Below are 16,622 nucleotides of genomic sequence, written 5' to 3'. Positions count from 1 at the left end.
ATGGGGTCCATGAGGGGTACCGTCGCGGAACTCGTGCAGCGACGGTGGGGCGACCACCGGCCGGGGCTGTGGTTCGAGGGGCGGGACCGCAGCAACCACCGGGTGACGGCGGACGCGGCGGCGCGGGCGGCGCTCCTCGCCGACCTGCTGCCGCCCGGCGCCGCACCGCACGTCGGGGTGCTGCTCGACAACACCCCCGAATATCCTCTGTGGCTGAGCGCGGCGGCCCTCTCCGGTGCCGCCGTCGCCGGGATCAACCCGACCCGGCGCGGCCCCGAACTGGCCCGCGACATCCTGCACACCGAATGCCGTGTCCTGGTCACCGAGCGGACCCGTCTGCCCCTCCTCGACGGCCTCGAACTGCCCGGCGTACGCGTCCTGGTCACCGACACCGAGGCTTACGAGGAACTCCTCGCGCCGTACGAGGGCGCGAAGCCGGACGTGGCGCCCTCCGTGTCGCCGGACGCCCGCCTCCTCCTCTACTTCACCTCCGGCTCGACCGGCGCCCCCAAGGCCGCGATCTGCACCCAGGGCCGGCTGGCCGCCGCCGGACGCTCACTGGCCGACCACTTCGGGGTGCGCCCGGAGGACACGCACTACATCTGCATGCCGATGTTCCACGGCAACGCGGTGATCGCCGACTGGGCGCCCGCACTGGCGGCGGGCGCGCGCGTCGCGCTCCGGCGCCGCTTCTCCGCGTCGGGCTTCCTGCCGGACGTACGGGCCTGCGGAGCCACGTACTTCACCTATGTGGGCCGTGCCGTGCAGTACCTGCTGGCCACGCCCGCCCGTCCCGACGACCGGGACAACCCCTTGCGGACGGGGTTCGGGACGGAGGCCGGCGCGGTCGACGCGGCCGCCTTCGAAGAGCGCTTCGGGGTGCGGCTGGTGGAGGGGTACGGGTCCTCGGAGGGCGGGGCCGCCATCCAGCGCACGCCCGGTACCCCGGCCGGCGCGATCGGGCGGGCGGCACCCGGCGACGACCTGGCCGTGATCGACCCGGAGACCCGCGCCGAATGCCCCGCGGCCGTCTTCGGCCCGGACGGCCGGCTGCTCAACGGGAGTGCGGCGATAGGGGAACTGGTGAACCGCGGAGCCAACCCCTTCGAGGGCTACTGGCGCAATCCGGCCGCCGACCGGGCCCGGCGGCGCGACGGCTGGTACTGGACGGGCGACCTCTTCTACCGCGACACCGGCGGCTACCTCTACTTCGCCGGTCGCACGGACGACCGGCTGCGCGTCGACAGTGAGAACCTCGCCGCCGCGATGATCGAGAACATCCTCGCCCGGTACCGGGGCGCGGCGGCCGTCGCGGTGTACGCGGTGCCGGACCCGGTGGCGGGGGACCAGGTGATGGCCACGGTGGCGCCGCGCGACGACGTCCCCTTCGACCCGCACGCCTTCGCCGCGTTCCTGGCCGCGCAGCCCGACCTGGGGACCAAGATGGCGCCCCGCTTCGTACGGATCGTGGAGCGGATGCCGGTCACCGCCACCAACAAGATCCACCGTGCGGTCCTGCGGCGCGCGGGTTTTCGCTGTACCGACCCGGTGTGGTGGCGGCCTGCCGGCGAGCCGGCCTACCGCCGGCTCGGACCGGCGGACGTGCGGGGACTGCTGGCCGAGTACCGGGCGCGGGGGCGCGAGGACCTGCTGCCGACGACGCAGGGCTGAAGTCACCTCGGATTTCCCCTCGTTCCGATGGTGTGTACCGGTCTGTCCGCGAGGCGGGCCGAGGTCGTGCGGAGGTCTCGGGCGGCGGAGGAATCCCCGCCGCCCGACAGGGGGAGGATGCACCCGGACACCCGTGTCGCCCGTGCCGAGGACGGCGCCGCGTCGAGGAATGAGGGAACATGCGTCACCTGATCCGGGTCGTGGAGGCCGTCGGCGCCGCACCGCCCCGCGCGGGCGCGCCGGGCCGTCCGCGCGACACTCGGGGGCTTCGGGCGCTCCGGACGGCCGGGGCCGTTCGGGCCGTTCGGACCGCTAGGGCCATTCGGGGTGCTTGGACGCTGCGGTCGGCTCACGGCGCGGTTCCGGTGACGGCCGGCGTGCGCGATGCCGCGGGCGGATCCCGGTCAGGTTATTGTCATGCTCCTGTCCAACGGGGTGCCGGGCGGGAGACCGCCGACCGGGTCGACGACCGCGCCGTCCGCGCCGGCCGCGGTCCACGGCGCGGGCGGGGAGGGGGCGAGCGGTGTGCGTGCCGGCCGTCGCGACGCCGCCGGGGGCTTCGACGGGTGACGCCGGGAGCGGGAGCGCCCCCGGCCCGTGTCCCGCGGTGACCCCTCCTTCGGCTCCTCCCCGTGCGACGGCCCGGCCCGGGGCACCGCGCCCTCCCCCTGGTCGCCGCCGTCCGTGGAACGCGTCCACGGCCCGGAAGTCCCATCCACGGCCCGGGAGTTCCCCGCCGACCGTCCTCCGTCCCCCGAACCGTGCACTCGGCCGGACGGTCCCGCCGACCCGCTCCTCAACCCTCGCCAGTCCTTCCCGAAAGGCATGAGCGCCCATGTCCCCCACGCATGACCGCAGTCACAGCGACGATCTGCTGTCCTTCGTCCGCGCCAGCCCCTCGCCCTACCACGTGGTCGCGAACGCGGCCCAGCGCCTGGAGAAGGCGGGCTTCCAGGAGCTGCGCGAGACGGACGACTGGGCGGCCGGCGCCGAGGGCGGCCGGTACGTCGTCCGCGCGGGAGCGCTGCTCGCCTGGTACGTACCCGAGGGTGCTCCGGCCCGTACACCGTTCCGGATCGTCGGCGCCCACACCGACTCCCCGAACCTGCGGATCAAGCCAGAACCGGACACCGGCACGGCGGGCTGGCGGCAGATCGCCGTGGAGGTCTACGGCGGCGTGCCCTTCAACACCTGGCTGGACCGCGATCTCGGCATCTCGGGACGGCTGATGACGCGGGACGGCTCCAGCCGCCTCGTCCGTGTCGACCGGCCGCTGCTGCGCGTGCCGCAGCTCGCCATCCACCTCGACGGCGGCGTCAACGAGGGTGTCGCGCTGGACCCGCAGCGGCACCTCACCCCCCTGTGGGGGCTCGGCGGCACCCGGCCCGGCGCCCTGCTCGGCCGGATCGCCGACGAGGCCGACACCGACGTCGCCGAGATCCTGGGCTGGGACCTGATGCTGCACGACATCCAGCCGCCCGGCTACCTCGGCGCGGACGAGGAGTTCCTCGTCTCCTCCCGCCTCGACAACCAGATCTCCGTGCACGCGGGCATCACCGCGCTGGTCGCCGCGGCCACCGCCGTACGGCCGCCCGCGTACGTGCCCGTACTCGCCGCCTTCGACCACGAGGAGGTCGGCAGCGGCTCCTGGTCGGGGGCCCACGGACCGCTGCTGGAGCGGGTGCTGAGCCGGTCGATCGGCGCGCGCGGCGGCAGCGCCGAGGACTTCCACCGGGCCCTCGCCGGCGGTTTCTGCGTCTCCGCCGACATGTCGCACGCCGTGCACCCCAACTATGCCGAGCGCCACGACCCGGACCACCACCCGCTGCCGAACGGCGGCCCCGTCGTCAAGGTCAACGTCAACCAGCGGTACGCCACCGACGGCACCGGAGTCGCCGTCTTCGCCGCGGCCTGCGAGCGGGCATCGGTGCCCTGGCAGCCGTTCGTCTCCCACAACGCGATACCGTGCGGGACCTCGATCGGACCGATCACCTCGGCCCGGCTGGGGGTCCCCACCGTCGACGTGGGCGTACCGGGGCTGTCGATGCACTCCGCCCGCGAACTGTGCGGGGCGAAGGACCCCGGTCTGCTGGCGCGGGTGCTGACCGAGTTCGTCACGGCGGGCTGACCGTCCCCGGAGCCCGGACATGCGTGAAGGCCCTCCACAGCTGTGGAGGGCCTTCATTCTGTGCGCCGCCAGGGACTCGAACCCCGGACCCGCTGATTAAGAGTCAGCTGCTCTAACCAACTGAGCTAGCGGCGCATGACCCCCGCCTTCCGCTTCCGCGGTCGGCGACGAAAGAAATACTACCTGGTCCGGCGGGGTGCTCCGGACCACCCGGGCCGGGTCCGCCGCTGCCCACCGGTCGGGCGGCGCGAAGGTGCGGACAGGCCTTAGAGGGCGAGGGACACGAGCACCGGGGCCGCCCCGCGGTTCAGGGTGTCCGCGGCCCGGCGCAGCCGGTGGGCGTGCTCGACCGGAAGGGACAGGGCGAGGCAGCCGACCGAGGAGCCCGCGGTGATGGGTACGGCCGCGCAGACCGTGCCGATCGCGTACTCCTGGAGGTCGAGCACCGGCACCGTCGGCGGCTGGGCGTCGAGTCGGGACAGCAGCAACCGCTCGTCGGTGATGGTGCGCGAGGTGAGGCGGGCCATCCTGTGACGGGAGAGGTGGTCGCGGCGGGCGTCGAGATCGAGCTGGCCGAGCAGGCTCTTGCCGACGGCGCTGGCGTGGGCCGAGGAGCGGAAGTCGACCCATTCGTTGACCGCGGGGGTCGCCGGGCTCTCGGCGCACTGGGTGACCTGCACCTCGCCGTCGATGTAGCGGCTGATGTAGATCGCGGCGCCCACCGAGTCGCGCAACCGGTCGATGGTCTGCTGGAGCTTCTCGCGCAGTGCCAGGTCACGGCCGTGGGCGGAGTCCAGCCGTCCGAGGGCGGCGCCGGCGACGAACACGCCGTCGGTGACCTGCTCGACGTACCCCTCCCGGCGCAGCATCCGCACCAGCGCGGTCAGGCGGTCGGGGCCGAGGCGCGTCCTGCGGGCGAGTTCGGCGTCGGTGATGCCGGCGGAGTGCCGGGCCACCGCCTCCAGGACGCGCAGGGCGTCCTGGGCCGAGCGGTACGGCGCGGTCGGCTCGTTCATCAGCGCCACGGTTTCCCCCTGCGCTTCCTGGGTCCTCGATCCGGACAGCTGAGCTCCTCCACGATAACTGTCAAACGGTGGACAAGGAGGGGCTGTTGACCAGAATGTTCGTCCCTCGCGGTGCTCTCAGCAGGGGCGTGACACCCTGGCATATGCCAAGGTCATGGCCCGTCGGGCATGCCCCGCGGGCCGGACCTCGCACCTTCCCGCGTTCACTGCTTGTAGTCACAGGACCGCGCTGAGGAATTCCCGGGTCCTTTCGTGCTCCGGATCGCTGAATATCCGCTCCGGCGACCCGGCCTCGATGACATGACCGGAATCGAACATCAGCACCTGGTCCGAGATGTCACGGGCGAAATTCATCTCGTGGGTCACGCAGAGCATGGTGATGTCGGTGGTGCGGGCGATGTCACGGAGGACGTCGAGGACCCCCGCGACCAGCTCGGGGTCGAGCGCGGACGTCACCTCGTCCAGCAGCAGCACCTGCGGCCGCATCGCCAGCGCCCGCGCGATCGCGACCCGCTGCTGCTGACCGCCGGACAACTGGCTCGGATAGGCGTCGCACTTGTCCGCGAGACCCACCAGGTCGAGCAGCTCACGGGCCCGTTCCTCGGCCTCGTCCCTGGACAGGCCGAGGACGGTGACCGGTGCCTCGGTGATGTTGCGGAGCACCTTCATGTTCGGGAACAGGTTGAACTGCTGGAAGACCATCCCGATCTTCTTGCGGACCTCACGGATCTGCTTCTCCCCGGCCGGGAAGAGCCGCTCCCCGGCCACCGTGATCGTCCCCTCGTCCGGCTTGGCCAGGGTCATCAGCAGCCGCAGGATCGTCGTCTTGCCGGAGCCCGAGGGCCCGATCAGCGTGACGTGCTTGCCGGGGTCGACGCGGAAGTCGAGCCCGTCCAGGACGGTGTTGTCCCCGAAGCGCTTGGTGACCTTGTCGAACCGGATCAGCTCCTGGGTCTCCTGCTGGTGGGTGTCGGGGGTCTGGTTGTCGGTGTCAACGGACAAGACGTCGCTCCAGGGCTCGCAGAAGGAGGGAAGCCGGATAGGAAATGAGGATGAAGGCCACGCCGATGACCGTGAGCGGCTCGGTGAACTGGAAGTGCTCCTGCGAGTACAGCCGCGCCTCGCCGAGCATCTCCAGGACCGTGATCGCCATCAGCATCGGGGTGTCCTTGAGCATCGATATGACGTAGTTGCCCAGCGCGGGCACCACCCGGCGGATCGCCTGCGGCAGGATCACCGCGGTCCAGGTGCGCCGCAGGGGCAGGTTGAGTGCCGTGGCCGCTTCCCACTGGCCGGCCGGCACGCCCTCGATACCGGCCCGGTAGACCTGCATCGTGTACGTCGAGTAGTGCAGCCCGATCGCGACGACCCCGGTGGTCAGCGCGGAGAACGTGATGTTCCACTCGGGCAGCACGTAGAAGAGGAAGAACAGCTGCACCAGCAGCGGGGTGTTGCGCACGAACTCCGTGACGGCCCCCACCGGCCAGCGCACCCAGCGGGTCGGCGCCCGCATCAGCAGCGCCCACACCAGCCCGAGGGCGAAGGAGATCAACGAGCCGAGGGCCAGCGCCTTCAGGGTGACCAGCAGCCCGTCCAGGAAGAGCGGCATGAAGTCACCGACCGCGCTCCAGTCCCACGTCATGCGGCACCTCCGTCATCGGCCGTCGTGTACCGGGTCATGAGGCACCTCCGCTCGCCGCGCCCACTCCGCTCGCCCCGGCGCGCCGCGGCTCCCGCGCGAGGACACGGCCCTCGGGCGCCCTGCCGAGCCCGGCCTTCAGCCGCCGCTCCAGGACGCGCATCAGCCGGGTGATCACGAAGGCGATCACGAAGTAGATCAGCAGGATGTACGCGTAGATCTCCGCGCTCTCCTGGAGCGCGAGCCGCACCAGGTTGCCGCTGAAGGCCAGATCGCCCATGCCCATGATCGAGACCAGGGCCGTGCCCTTGAGCAGCTCGACCAGCAGGTTGCAGAAGGAGGGGATCATCTCGGGCACCGCCTGCGGGAGCAGGATCAGCCGCATCCGCTGCCACGGCGTGAAGCTGAGCGCGATGCCGCCCTCGCGCTGCGCGGGGTCGACGGCGTTCAGGGCGCCGCGCACGATCTCGCTGCCGTACGCCCCGTACGTCAGCCCCAGCGCCAGCGTGCCCGCCCACAGCGGGACGAGCTGCCAGCCGAAGGCGAGCGGCAGCACGAAGTACACCCAGAAGATCATGATCAGCGCGGAGGTCCCGCGGAACACCTCGGTGTAGAGGCCCGCGAGGAAGCGGACGATCCACCGCCGGGAGGTGCGCGCGACGCCCACCACGAAGGAGACGGCTCCCGCCACCAGCGAGCCGAGGAACAGCAGCTGGAGGGTGACCCATATCCCCTTGAGTACGAGTTCCCAGAGTCCCGGGGTCATCCGCGGCAGAGCTCCTTCGCGGTCATGTCGGTCATCTCGGCCCTGGTGAAGCCGAACGGCCGCAGAATGCGGAACAGTTCGCCGCTCTTCTTCATCTTCCGCAGCTCCCCGTTGAAGGCGTCCCGCAGCCGTGTCTCGGCCGAACGGAACGCGAAGCCGCCGCCGTCGACGTGCGGCTTGCCCTTGACCAGCGGCGCGAAGGGCTTCGTGCTCTCGGCCTTGCGGGACTTCCGCACCACCTCGCGGACGGTCAGCGCGGTCCCGGCGAAGACGTCGACGCGCCCCGCCTCGACGGCGTTCAGCCCGGCGACCTGGTCGGGCACGATCAGGATGTCGCTCTCCTTGTACCCGGCCTCGACGGCGTACTGGATCTCGGCGTACCCGGTGCCCGTCGCGAACCTGGCCTTCTTCGCCACGACGTCCTTGTAGTCGTGCAGGGCCTTCGGATTGCCCTTGCGCACGATGAAGGCGTCGAGCATCTGATAGTCCGGGTCGGAGAAGACGACCTGCTGGCAGCGCTCCGGGTTGATGTACATCCCGGCGGACACGACGTCGAACTGCTGCGAGTTGAGCCCGGGAATGAGCGAGCCGAACTCGGTCGGGACCGGCTGGACGCGGCCGACACCCAGCCGCTTGAAGACCGCCTTCGCGAGTTCGGGCGCCTCTCCCGTCAGTTCACCGTTCCTGTCGATGTAGCCGAACGGGATCTCGCCCGCGATGCCCAGCCGCACGACACCCTGAGCCCTCAGCCGGCCGAGGAGATCGCCGCCGTCCGTGTCGGCGGCCGTGGCCACCCGGCTGCAGCCCGCGGCACCCAGCGCGCCGACCGCGCCGAGCGCCGAGACGCCCGTGAGCAGCGCCCGCCGGCTCGGGCCGCGTGTCCGCGTACCGTTCCCGTCGCTTCCGTCATTGCGTAGTGGTGGAGCCATGGCGGCGCGGCTACCCGGGACCACGCGATCCATTCCGGCCACCGTGCGCCCCGACCGTCGACGAGGCGCCCTTGACCCCGGCGAGACCATGGAACGCATGACCGAGCGCATGACCGACCGGCACATCGAAGTCTCCCTGGTCAAGCGGGGAGTCCACTGCACGGCCAGACTGCTCGACGAGCGGGCACCCCTCACCTGCGCGGCGGTGTGGAACGCCCTCCCCCTGGCCGGTGACGTGTATCACGCCAAGTACGCGCGCAACGAGATCTACGCCCTGTTCCCGCCGTTCGCGGCCGCCGAACCCCCGCTGGAGAACCCCACGGTCACCCCCGTCCCCGGCGACCTCTGCTACTTCGCCTTCGCGGGCACCGAGCTGGGCACCAAGGCGTACGGCTACGACACCGAGGTGCGCCCCGGCACCACGGTCGTCGACCTCGCGCTGTTCTACGAACGCAACAACCTGCTGATCAACGGTGACGTCGGCTGGGTGCCGGGCATCGTCTGGGGCCGGATCGTCGAAGGCCTCGACACCATGGCCGAGGCCTGCAACGACCTGTGGCGCTCCGGCGCGCTGGGGGAGAGCCTCAGCTTCCGGCGGGCGTAGCGAGGACGGGCGGCGCAGCGACCCCGGCCGCCCCCGCCCCGTACAGCGCGTGCGCCGTCCGCAGGACCAGGTCGTCACGGTGACGGGCGGCGACGATCTGCAGGCCGACGGGCAGCCCGGCGGCGTCGGTACCGACCGGCACCGAAGCCGCGGGCTGCTGCGTCATGTTGAAGGGGTACGTGAACGGGGTCCACCCCGTCCAGCGCCGGTGTCCGGAGCCCTTGGGGACCTCGGCGCCCGCCTCGAACGCGGTGATCGGCACCGTCGGCGTCACCAGCACGTCGTACGACTCGTGGAAGCGGCCCGTGCGGCGCCCCAGGTCCATCCGGACGTCCACCGCGGCCAGATGGTCCAGGCCGCTGAGCCGTGTGCCCTGCCGGCAGATCTCCCGGAGGGCGGGGTCCAGCAGCTCCCTCCGGTGCGGCGCGAGGTGCTGGACCACCCGGGCCGCGCCGCCGAACCACAGGGCGTGGAACGCGTCCACCGGGTCCCTGACGTCGGGGTCCGCCTCCACGACGTACGCGCCCAGGCCCGCGAGCCTTTCCACCGCCCGCCGCACGGCCGCCGCGACGTCCGGCTGGACCGCGACCTGGCCACCGAGGGACGGCGAGTAGGCGACCCGCAGCCCGCGCACCCCGTCGTCCAGCGCGTCCACGAAGGAACCGCCGACCGGCCCGAGCGCCGACCAGTCCCGCGCGTCGGGCCCGCTGATCACGTCCATCATCAGCGCCGCGTCGGCAGCGTCCCGGGTCATCGGCCCCACGTGCGAGAGCGTTCCGAAGGGGCTCGCCGGATACAGCGGCACCCTCCCGTACGTCGGCTTCAGCGCGAAGATCCCGCAGAAGGCGGCCGGGATGCGCACACTGCCGCCCCCGTCCGTGCCCAGGGCCAGCGGTCCCGCGCCCAGGGCGACGGCCGCCGCGCTGCCGCCGCTGGAGCCGCCCGCCGTACGCGAGACGTCGTAGGGATTGCGCGTGACCCCCGACAGCGGTGAGTCGGTGACACCCTTCCAGCCGAACTCGGGTGTCGTCGTCTTGCCGAGGAAGACGGCGCCGTGCTCGCGCAGCCGGGCGACGGACGGCGCGTCCTCGTCCCAGTCGCCCTCCGGGGAAACGGTCTTCGAGCCCCGCAGGGTCGGGCCGCCGCGCAGCAGCAGGATGTCCTTGACGGAGACCGGAACGCCGTCCAGCAGCCCCGCCGGCTCGCCCCGCCGCCAGCGGTCCGCGGACTCCGCGGCCTGCGCGAGCGCCGTGTCCGCGTCGAGGCGGACGAACGCGTTCACGGCCGGCTGCACCTCCTCGGCCCTGCGCAGCGCGGCCCGTGTCGCGTCCACCGGGCCGAACTCGCCCTTGCGATAGCCGTCGACGAGTTGGACCGCGGTCAGCTCGGTGAGTTCGGTCATCGGCCTGCCCCTCCAGGAAGTTCGGCGGTTCAGTGTCCGGGCACGTACCCGCGTTTCTTGTCCACCACGTTCGGCAGCGGTCTGCCCGCCTCCCAGCGCTCGTACATCTCCACGAACTGCGCGCCGAGTTCGTCCCGCCAGCCGACCGTGTCCCCGCTCATGTGCGGTGACACGATCAGGCCGGGAACGTCCCACAGCGGGCTGTCCGGGCCGAGCGGCTCGTGCTGGAAGACATCGAGGGCCGCGCCCGCGATCCACCGCTTCGACAGGGCCTCGGCGAGCGCGTCCTCGACGACCAGCGGCCCGCGCCCGACGTTGACGAAGCGGGCCGACGGCTGCATCATCCCGAAGCGCCGGGCGTCGAACATGCCGTACGTGGCCTCGGTGAGCGGCGCCGCCGAGATCACCCAGTCGGCACGTGCCATCAGCCGGTCGAGTTCCTCGGGTCCGTGGATCCCGGTCCTCGGGGTGCGTCCCACCAGTGCGGTCGTCACCTCGAGTGCCTTGAGCGACTTGACGATCGCCCGTCCGATCGGCCCGGAGCCGACCACGCAGGCGCGGGTTCCGGCCACCCGCTGCGACTCCCGGTGCCGCCACTCGCGCCGCCCCTGCAGGTCCCAGGTCCGCGGCAGGTCCTTCGCCATCGCCAGCACCAGGGCGGCGACGTACTCGGCGATCGGCCGGTCGAAGATGCCCCGCGCGTTGGTCACCACCGTGTCGGACGAGGCGAGTTCGGGACACAGCAGATGGTCGACGCCCGCGCTCGCCGTGTGCACCCAGCGCGGCCGCCGGCCCTCGCCCGGCCAGGCACGCCGTACCGCGCGCGAGGTGAAGTCCCAGACCAGCAGCACGTCCGCGCGCGGCAGCCGTTCGGCGAGCGTCGACTCGTCGGCGTGCTCGATCCGCACCCGGCCGGTGAGCCTGCCGAGGCGGGGGAGCGGGTCGGCGTCCAGGACGAGCAGCGTGGTGCGGTCTCCGGACGCGGCGGCGGACAGCGGCGTGGACGCGGTCGCGGACACCGGACGGGGCGTGCGGGGGAAACCGTTTCGCAATGCGAGTCCGCTTTCCTGAGAGGACGAACCTGCGGGGACGAGCGTGCGGGGCCGGGCGTGCGCGAGACGCGGCCGAGGGGGCGAAGCCGGGGGAGCGGGGCGGGGCCGGAGCCGTCTGAGATGCGCGGATTGACCACGCTCGCACCCGAACCTACCTTCGTCAACACGGTCGCGCGCACGGTCTGTTGTCCGTCGGCGCCTCCGCGTGGGTCCCGTGTTCCGCCCAGCCCTGCCCCACCGCCGTACCCGCTCCTCCTGGCTCCTCCTCGCTCCTCCCCTCGTCTCGTCGTCCGCGTTCGCCTTCGTGAGGCCGGTGCTGCCATGGACGTCTCCCTGGACATCTCGTTTCTGGGCGGTCCCCGCCCGCAGCGTGGGGTGGGCGTCGTCGCCCCCTTCGACTTCGCCCTCGACCGGGAACTGTGGCGCTGGGTCCCGGACGACGTCTCCCTGCACGTCACGCGCACCCCGTTCGTGCCGGTCGAGGTCAGCCTGGACCTGGCCCGCCTGGTCTCCGAGCACGAGACGCTCGGCGATGCGGTCCGGGCGCTGAACGCCGTCGGGCCCGAGGTCGTGGCGTACGCGTGCACCTCGGGCAGTTTCGTGGGCGGGGTCGCGGGCGAGCAGGCGATGTGCGAGGCCATGAGGCGGGCGGGCGAGGTGGTCTCGCTGACCACGTCCGGGGCGCTGCTGGAGGCCCTGGCCGAGCTGGGCGCACGCCGGATCGCCCTGGTGACGCCGTACACGGTCTCGGTCACCCAGTCCCTGGAGGAGTACCTCGCCGAGGCGGGCGCGGAGGTCACCGGGCGTGCCTTCATGGGCCTGACCAGGCATATTTGGAAGGTGCCCTACCGCGACGTGGTCGACATGGCCCACCGCGCCGTCCGGAACGGCCCGGCGGACGCGCTCTTCATCAGCTGCACCAATCTGCCGACGTACGACGTCATCGCCCGGCTGGAGACGGAACTGGACATCCCGGTCATCTCGGCCAACCAGGTGACGATGTGGGCCGCGCTGCGTCATCTGGGTACCCGGGCAGTGGGCCCGCGTCAGCGGCTGGTCCGGGGACACCTTCCCCGCCCCTCGGGTTCCGGGGGACAGTCCGCGCACCGGGCTCCTGTACTGCCGGAAGAACAGGAAGGCTGGACATGACCGCACTCGGATTCCTCTACCCGGGCCACTCGGCCGAGGACGACTACCCGCGTATGGAGCAGCTCCTGGGCAGCGACATCCGGCTGCCGTTGATCCACACGGACATCGGTGAGGACGCGCACCGGGTGGACGCCCTGCGCGAGATGGGCTCCCTGGAGCGGCTCTCGCCGGGCGTCGAGGAGCTGCGGCTGTCCGGGGCCGAGGCGGTGGTCTGGGCGTGCACCAGCGGCAGTTTCGTGTACGGCTGGGAGGGCGCGCACGACCAGGTGCGCTCCCTGGCCCGTGCGGCGGGCCTGCCGGCCTCCTCGACGTCCTTCGGCTTCGCGCACGCCGTACGGGAGATCGGGGCGCGGCGGGTCGCTGTCGCCGCGACGTATCCGGACGACGTGGCCGAGCTCTTCGCGGACTTTCTCCGGAAGGCCGGGGTGGAGGTGGTCTCCGTGCGGGCGTCCGGGATCGTGACGGGGGCGGAGGTCGGGACGTGGGGTGAGGCGGAGGTGTTCGCGCTGGCGCGGGACGGGGATCATTCCGACGCCGATGCGGTGCTTCTGCCGGACACGGCTCTGCACACCGTCGCTCATCTGACGGCGCTGGAGAAGGAGCTGGGGAAGCCGGTCCTCACCGCCAATCAGGTCAGTGTCTGGGAGGCGCTTCGGCTGGCGGACCGCCGCGTCAACGCGCCGGCGCTCGGTGCCCTCTTCACCAGGGAGCCCCTGGTCCAGTCCTGACCCCGTCCCTGGGGGCTGCGCCCCCAGACCCCCGTTCGGCCTGGACGGCCTCGTCCTCAATCGCCGGACGGGCTGATAGCGCGCGCCCGCGCTGAAAGGCCGACGCCCGGAACGGAACGATCCAGCGCGGGCCCGCATATCCAGCCCGTCCGGCGATTGAGGACGAGCCCTTCGGGCGAAGCGGGGGTCTGGGGGCGCAGCGCCCCTGGCGGGGTCCGGGGCGGAGCCCACGGGGATTGGCCGGGTAGGGGCGGCGGGGGCGAGGAAAGGCCGTTGGGCGGGAATAAGCGGGGACTGTCTCCTGTTCCACCACGAAGGACCGCATCACGTACGCAATCAGGAGGCACCACGGTGGACGCGACGGACGACACGGACGAGATCCGAGGCACCGCACAGGGCACCGCCCCCGTACCCCTCTCCGTGCTGGACCTGGTCACCGTGGGCGCCGGCCGCACCGCCACCGACGCCCTCCGCACCAGCGTCGCCATCTCCCGCCTCGCGGAATCCCGCGGCTTCCACCGCTACTGGGTCGCCGAGCACCACTCCATGCCGGGCGTGGCCTCGTCCTCGCCGGCCGTGATCCTCGCCCACCTGGCCGCCCACACCACCCGCATCCGCCTCGGCTCCGGCGGCGTCATGCTCCCGAACCACGCCCCCCTGGTCATCGCGGAGCAGTTCGGAACCCTGGAGGCCATGGCCCCGGGCCGGGTGGACCTGGGCCTCGGCCGCGCCCCCGGCACGGACGGCGCCACCGCGGCGGCCCTGCGCCGCACCGACCACCCGGGCGAAGGCGCCGACGACTTCCCCCAGCAGCTCGCGGAGCTGACCCGTTTCCTGGACGACGACTTCCCCGACGGTCACCCCTACGGCCGTATCCACGCCGTGCCCGGCCCGGTGCAGGCCACCTCGCCCGGCGGCGTCCAGTCCCCGCACCGCCCCCCGATCTGGCTCCTCGGCTCCTCCGGCTTCAGCGCCCGTCTGGCCGGTGTCCTCGGCCTCCCGTTCGCCTTCGCGCACCACTTCTCGGCGCAGAACACGATCCCGGCCCTGGACCTGTACCGCGAGTCCTTCCGGCCGAGCGAGGTACTGGACTCCCCGTACGCCCTGATCGGTGTCTCCGCCCTCGCCACGGACGACGAGAAGGAGGCCCGCCGTCAGGTGATGGCCGCCGCGCTGAACATGGTGCGCCTGCGCACCGGACGCCCCGGCCTGGTCCCGACCCCGGAGGAGGCGGAGGCGTACACCTTCTCGCCGATGGAGCGGGAGTTCATCACCTCCTGGAACGCCAACGTCATCCACGGCACCGCCGACGAGGTCCGCGCCGGTCTCGACGACCTCCGGAAGCGCACCGGCGCCGACGAGCTGATGATCACGGGCAACGCCCACAGCGGCGACGTACGCCTGCGCTCGTACGAACTGATCGCGGACGCCTACGGGCTGCCGAAGGCCCGGCCCGGCCAGGAGGCCCCGGCGGACCCGGGCGCTCAGGCCTGAGCGCAGGCCGCCGTCAGCAGCGCGGAGATACGGTCCGGTGCCACCGGGCGGGAGTAGAGCCACCCCTGCCCGGTGTCGCAGCCGATACCGCGCAGCCGGGACGCCTGGGAGGCGGTCTCCACGCACTCGGCGGTGACCGTCAGGCCCAGCCGGTGGGCGAGCTGGATGAGCGCCTCGACGATGACCTCGTCGGCGAGGCTGGACCGGGCGGAGCCGCCGTCGGGGCTGTCGTACTGGAAGCCGCGGACGAAGGAACCGTCCAGCTTCAGGACGGAGACCGGCAGCCGGCTGAGGTAGGCGAGGTTCGAGTAGCCGGTGCCGAAGTCGTCGATGGCGATACGCACGCCCATGTCGCTGAGGGCCTGCAGGGCCTGCAGCGGCCGGCCCGCCGAGCCCATCACCGCCGACTCGGTCAGCTCCAGCTGGAGCAGCTGCGGGGCGAGGCCGGTCTCCGCGAGGATGTCCCCGACGTCCGCGACCAGGTCGGAGTCCCACACCTGCCGTACGGCGACATTGACGCTGACGAAGATCGGGGGCGCGTCCGGATGGTCCAGCTGCCAGCGGCGCGCCTGCCGGCAGGCGGTGGCCAGCACCCAGCGGCCGAGCTGCACGATCGAACCGTCCTCCTCGGCCAGCCCGATGAACCGATTCGGCGTCAGCAAGCCGAACTCCGGATGGTTCCAGCGCACGAGCGCCTCGACCCCGCGTACGCCGCCGTCCTCCATGCCCACCAACGGCTGGTACTCCAGGGCGAATTCATCCCGCTCGACGGCCGCCCGGAGGGTGGAGGCGAGTGCCTGGCGGGTCATGCGGTGGGCGTTGCGCTCCGGGTCGAAGAGTGTCCAGCGGCCCTTGCCGTCCGCCTTCGCCCAGTACAGCGTCGTGTCCGCGGCCTGCATCAGACCGGTCGCGGTCGTCCCGGCGGCGCGGCGTTCGACGACCCCGATCGACGCGGAGAGGGACAGCCGCCGGCCGGAGAGGTCGAACGGCGCCTGAAGTGACGTCAGGACCGACCCGGCGAGGTCCGCCAGCTGGTCGGTGCCCGTGGAGTCCTCGACGAGCAGCGCGAACTCGTCGCCGCCCAGCCGGGCCACCAGCGGAGTGACCGCTCTCCCCGAGCCGGCCGCGTCGGCGCACCGGGTCAGCCGCTCGGCGACGGCGGCGAGCAGCCGGTCGCCCACCCGGTGGCCGAGCGTGTCGTTGACCGCCTTGAACCCGTCCAGGTCCAGATAGCAGAGCCCGATCCGGCCGGTGCCGCCCTCCTCGTAGGCCTCCGCCTCCAGCGCGGACGTCAGACGTTCGAAGAACAGGGTGCGGTTGGGCAGCCGGGTCACCGGGTCGTGCATCTGCAAGTGCCGCAGGCGCGCCTGGAGTTCACGGCGGGGGCTGAGGTCCGTGACGGACAGCAGCACCGCCTCCTCGCCAGGGGGCAGCGGAGCGACCGTCACCTGCACCCACAACGAGTGCCCGTCGGGGTGCTTCAGCCGCCGGGTGCAGCGCAGCCGGGCCTGCCGGCCGCGCAGCACCTCCCGGTAGGCGTGCCAGGTACGGGCGTCGGAGGCCAGGTCCACCAGATCGGCGGCGATCCGCCCGGTGAGCGCGCCGGTTCCGAAGCCGAGCAGCGCGCCCAGTGACTCGTTGGCCGTGACGACCTGACCCTCCCGGTCGACGACGGCCATCGGGAGCGGCGCCGCGGCGAAGGCGGCGCGAAACGTACGCGGGGACGTCCCGGGAGGCCCTGCCGGGTCGGTGAGCTGTTCCGCCGGGACGTATGAGCCGGATGGGGAGCCGGATGGGGCGGACGCGCCGGAGGACGATCCGGTGGACGTACGAGGAGATGTAGTGGTGTGACGTTCTGTGACGGCCGGCCGGTCGAGGTCTGCCGCGGGCGCCGGCCCTTCGGACGTTCCGCTCACCGCTCGCTCCCGCAAAGCACTCGTTCTTCGTATGGGTCTCTCGGAGTGGTCGGCCGGTGCTGGACGGCCGAACAAGCCGTGTCCGTGCAGGAAAGTGTGCCGATCATAGAGGTTGGTCT

15 protein-coding genes and 1 tRNA gene are annotated in these 16,622 nt (G+C 72.2%); 7 read left to right on the top strand and 9 right to left on the bottom strand.

The window, feature by feature from the left end; translation table 11 throughout:
* The 3 genes from OHB41_RS18760 to OHB41_RS18750 all read left to right on the top strand — a co-directional run bounded on the left by OHB41_RS18760 (nt 1) and on the right by OHB41_RS18750 (nt 3,799).
* Nucleotides 1-1,671, top strand: a complete 1,671-nt coding sequence (locus OHB41_RS18760) for an AMP-binding protein (RefSeq protein ID WP_266699382.1) — start codon at nt 1-3, stop codon at nt 1,669-1,671.
* A 417-nt stretch (nt 1,672-2,088) separates the two neighbouring features.
* Nucleotides 2,089-2,241 (top strand): hypothetical protein, encoded by a 153-nt coding sequence (locus tag OHB41_RS18755; RefSeq protein ID WP_266699381.1) that lies wholly within the window; start codon nt 2,089-2,091, stop codon nt 2,239-2,241.
* A gap of 265 nt (nt 2,242-2,506) precedes the next feature.
* A complete protein-coding gene (locus OHB41_RS18750; RefSeq protein ID WP_266699380.1) occupies nt 2,507-3,799 on the top strand; it encodes a M18 family aminopeptidase in 1,293 nt (430 codons plus the stop codon).
* A 61-nt stretch (nt 3,800-3,860) separates the two neighbouring features.
* On the opposite strand, the gene OHB41_RS18745 is transcribed toward OHB41_RS18750, so the two are convergent.
* From OHB41_RS18745 to ehuB, 6 genes are all read right to left on the bottom strand, one after another.
* A tRNA-Lys gene (locus OHB41_RS18745) sits at nt 3,861-3,934 on the bottom strand.
* 131 nt (nt 3,935-4,065) lie between these two features.
* The gene (locus OHB41_RS18740) at nt 4,066-4,824 is read right to left on the bottom strand and encodes an IclR family transcriptional regulator (RefSeq protein ID WP_266699379.1); all 759 of its coding nucleotides are present in this window, start codon (nt 4,822-4,824) and stop codon (nt 4,066-4,068) included.
* 216 nt (nt 4,825-5,040) lie between these two features.
* Nucleotides 5,041-5,826: an ectoine/hydroxyectoine ABC transporter ATP-binding protein EhuA gene (gene ehuA, locus OHB41_RS18735; RefSeq protein WP_266699378.1), complete on the bottom strand. Its 786-nt coding sequence runs from the start codon at nt 5,824-5,826 to the stop codon at nt 5,041-5,043.
* A complete protein-coding gene (ehuD, locus tag OHB41_RS18730) occupies nt 5,816-6,466 on the bottom strand; it encodes an ectoine/hydroxyectoine ABC transporter permease subunit EhuD (RefSeq protein WP_266699377.1) in 651 nt (216 codons plus the stop codon). The genes ehuA and ehuD overlap by 11 nt, the downstream gene beginning before the upstream one ends.
* Nucleotides 6,467-6,500: 34 nt before the next feature.
* The gene (ehuC, locus tag OHB41_RS18725) at nt 6,501-7,229 is read right to left on the bottom strand and encodes an ectoine/hydroxyectoine ABC transporter permease subunit EhuC (protein WP_266699376.1); all 729 of its coding nucleotides are present in this window, start codon (nt 7,227-7,229) and stop codon (nt 6,501-6,503) included.
* Nucleotides 7,226-8,158 (bottom strand): ectoine/hydroxyectoine ABC transporter substrate-binding protein EhuB, encoded by a 933-nt coding sequence (gene ehuB, locus OHB41_RS18720; protein ID WP_266705974.1) that lies wholly within the window; start codon nt 8,156-8,158, stop codon nt 7,226-7,228. Before ehuB ends, ehuC begins: the two co-directional genes overlap by 4 nt.
* Before the next feature lie 109 nt (nt 8,159-8,267).
* Between ehuB and OHB41_RS18715 the strand changes: the two genes are divergently transcribed.
* Nucleotides 8,268-8,762 (top strand): DUF3830 family protein, encoded by a 495-nt coding sequence (locus tag OHB41_RS18715; RefSeq protein WP_266705972.1) that lies wholly within the window; start codon nt 8,268-8,270, stop codon nt 8,760-8,762.
* Here the strand turns inward: OHB41_RS18715 and OHB41_RS18710 are convergent.
* Together OHB41_RS18710 and OHB41_RS18705 are read right to left on the bottom strand one after the other, a co-directional pair.
* The gene (locus tag OHB41_RS18710) at nt 8,743-10,164 is read right to left on the bottom strand and encodes an amidase (RefSeq protein WP_266699375.1); all 1,422 of its coding nucleotides are present in this window, start codon (nt 10,162-10,164) and stop codon (nt 8,743-8,745) included. The genes OHB41_RS18715 and OHB41_RS18710 overlap by 20 nt on opposite strands.
* A gap of 29 nt (nt 10,165-10,193) precedes the next feature.
* Nucleotides 10,194-11,183 carry a D-2-hydroxyacid dehydrogenase gene (locus OHB41_RS18705; protein WP_266699374.1) on the bottom strand — a complete coding sequence of 330 codons (990 nt, stop codon included), beginning with the start codon at nt 11,181-11,183 and terminating at the stop codon, nt 10,194-10,196.
* Nucleotides 11,184-11,549: 366 nt separating this feature from the next.
* Here OHB41_RS18705 and OHB41_RS18700 point away from each other — a divergent pair, with 366 nt between their 5' ends.
* The 3 genes from OHB41_RS18700 to OHB41_RS18690 all read left to right on the top strand — a co-directional run bounded on the left by OHB41_RS18700 (nt 11,550) and on the right by OHB41_RS18690 (nt 14,587).
* On the top strand, nt 11,550-12,365 hold the full coding sequence (locus tag OHB41_RS18700; RefSeq protein WP_526025049.1) for a maleate cis-trans isomerase family protein: 816 nt from the start codon (nt 11,550-11,552) through the stop codon (nt 12,363-12,365).
* Nucleotides 12,362-13,093, top strand: coding sequence for a maleate cis-trans isomerase family protein (locus OHB41_RS18695; protein ID WP_266699372.1), 732 nt, complete (start codon nt 12,362-12,364; stop codon nt 13,091-13,093). The genes OHB41_RS18700 and OHB41_RS18695 overlap by 4 nt, the downstream gene beginning before the upstream one ends.
* A 351-nt stretch (nt 13,094-13,444) precedes the next feature.
* Nucleotides 13,445-14,587: an LLM class flavin-dependent oxidoreductase gene (locus OHB41_RS18690; RefSeq protein ID WP_266699371.1), complete on the top strand. Its 1,143-nt coding sequence runs from the start codon at nt 13,445-13,447 to the stop codon at nt 14,585-14,587.
* On the opposite strand, the gene OHB41_RS18685 is transcribed toward OHB41_RS18690, so the two are convergent.
* Nucleotides 14,578-16,503, bottom strand: a complete 1,926-nt coding sequence (locus tag OHB41_RS18685) for a putative bifunctional diguanylate cyclase/phosphodiesterase (RefSeq protein ID WP_266699370.1) — start codon at nt 16,501-16,503, stop codon at nt 14,578-14,580. The two genes, OHB41_RS18690 and OHB41_RS18685, sit on opposite strands and share 10 nt — an antisense overlap.
* Nucleotides 16,504-16,622 lie beyond the last annotated feature (119 nt).

The organism is Streptomyces sp. NBC_01571 (genome assembly GCF_026339875.1).
GTDB lineage: Bacteria > Actinomycetota > Actinomycetes > Streptomycetales > Streptomycetaceae > Streptomyces.
The sequence above is the reverse complement of the archived record's forward strand: the minus strand, read 5'-3'. Positions and strand labels throughout refer to the sequence as shown.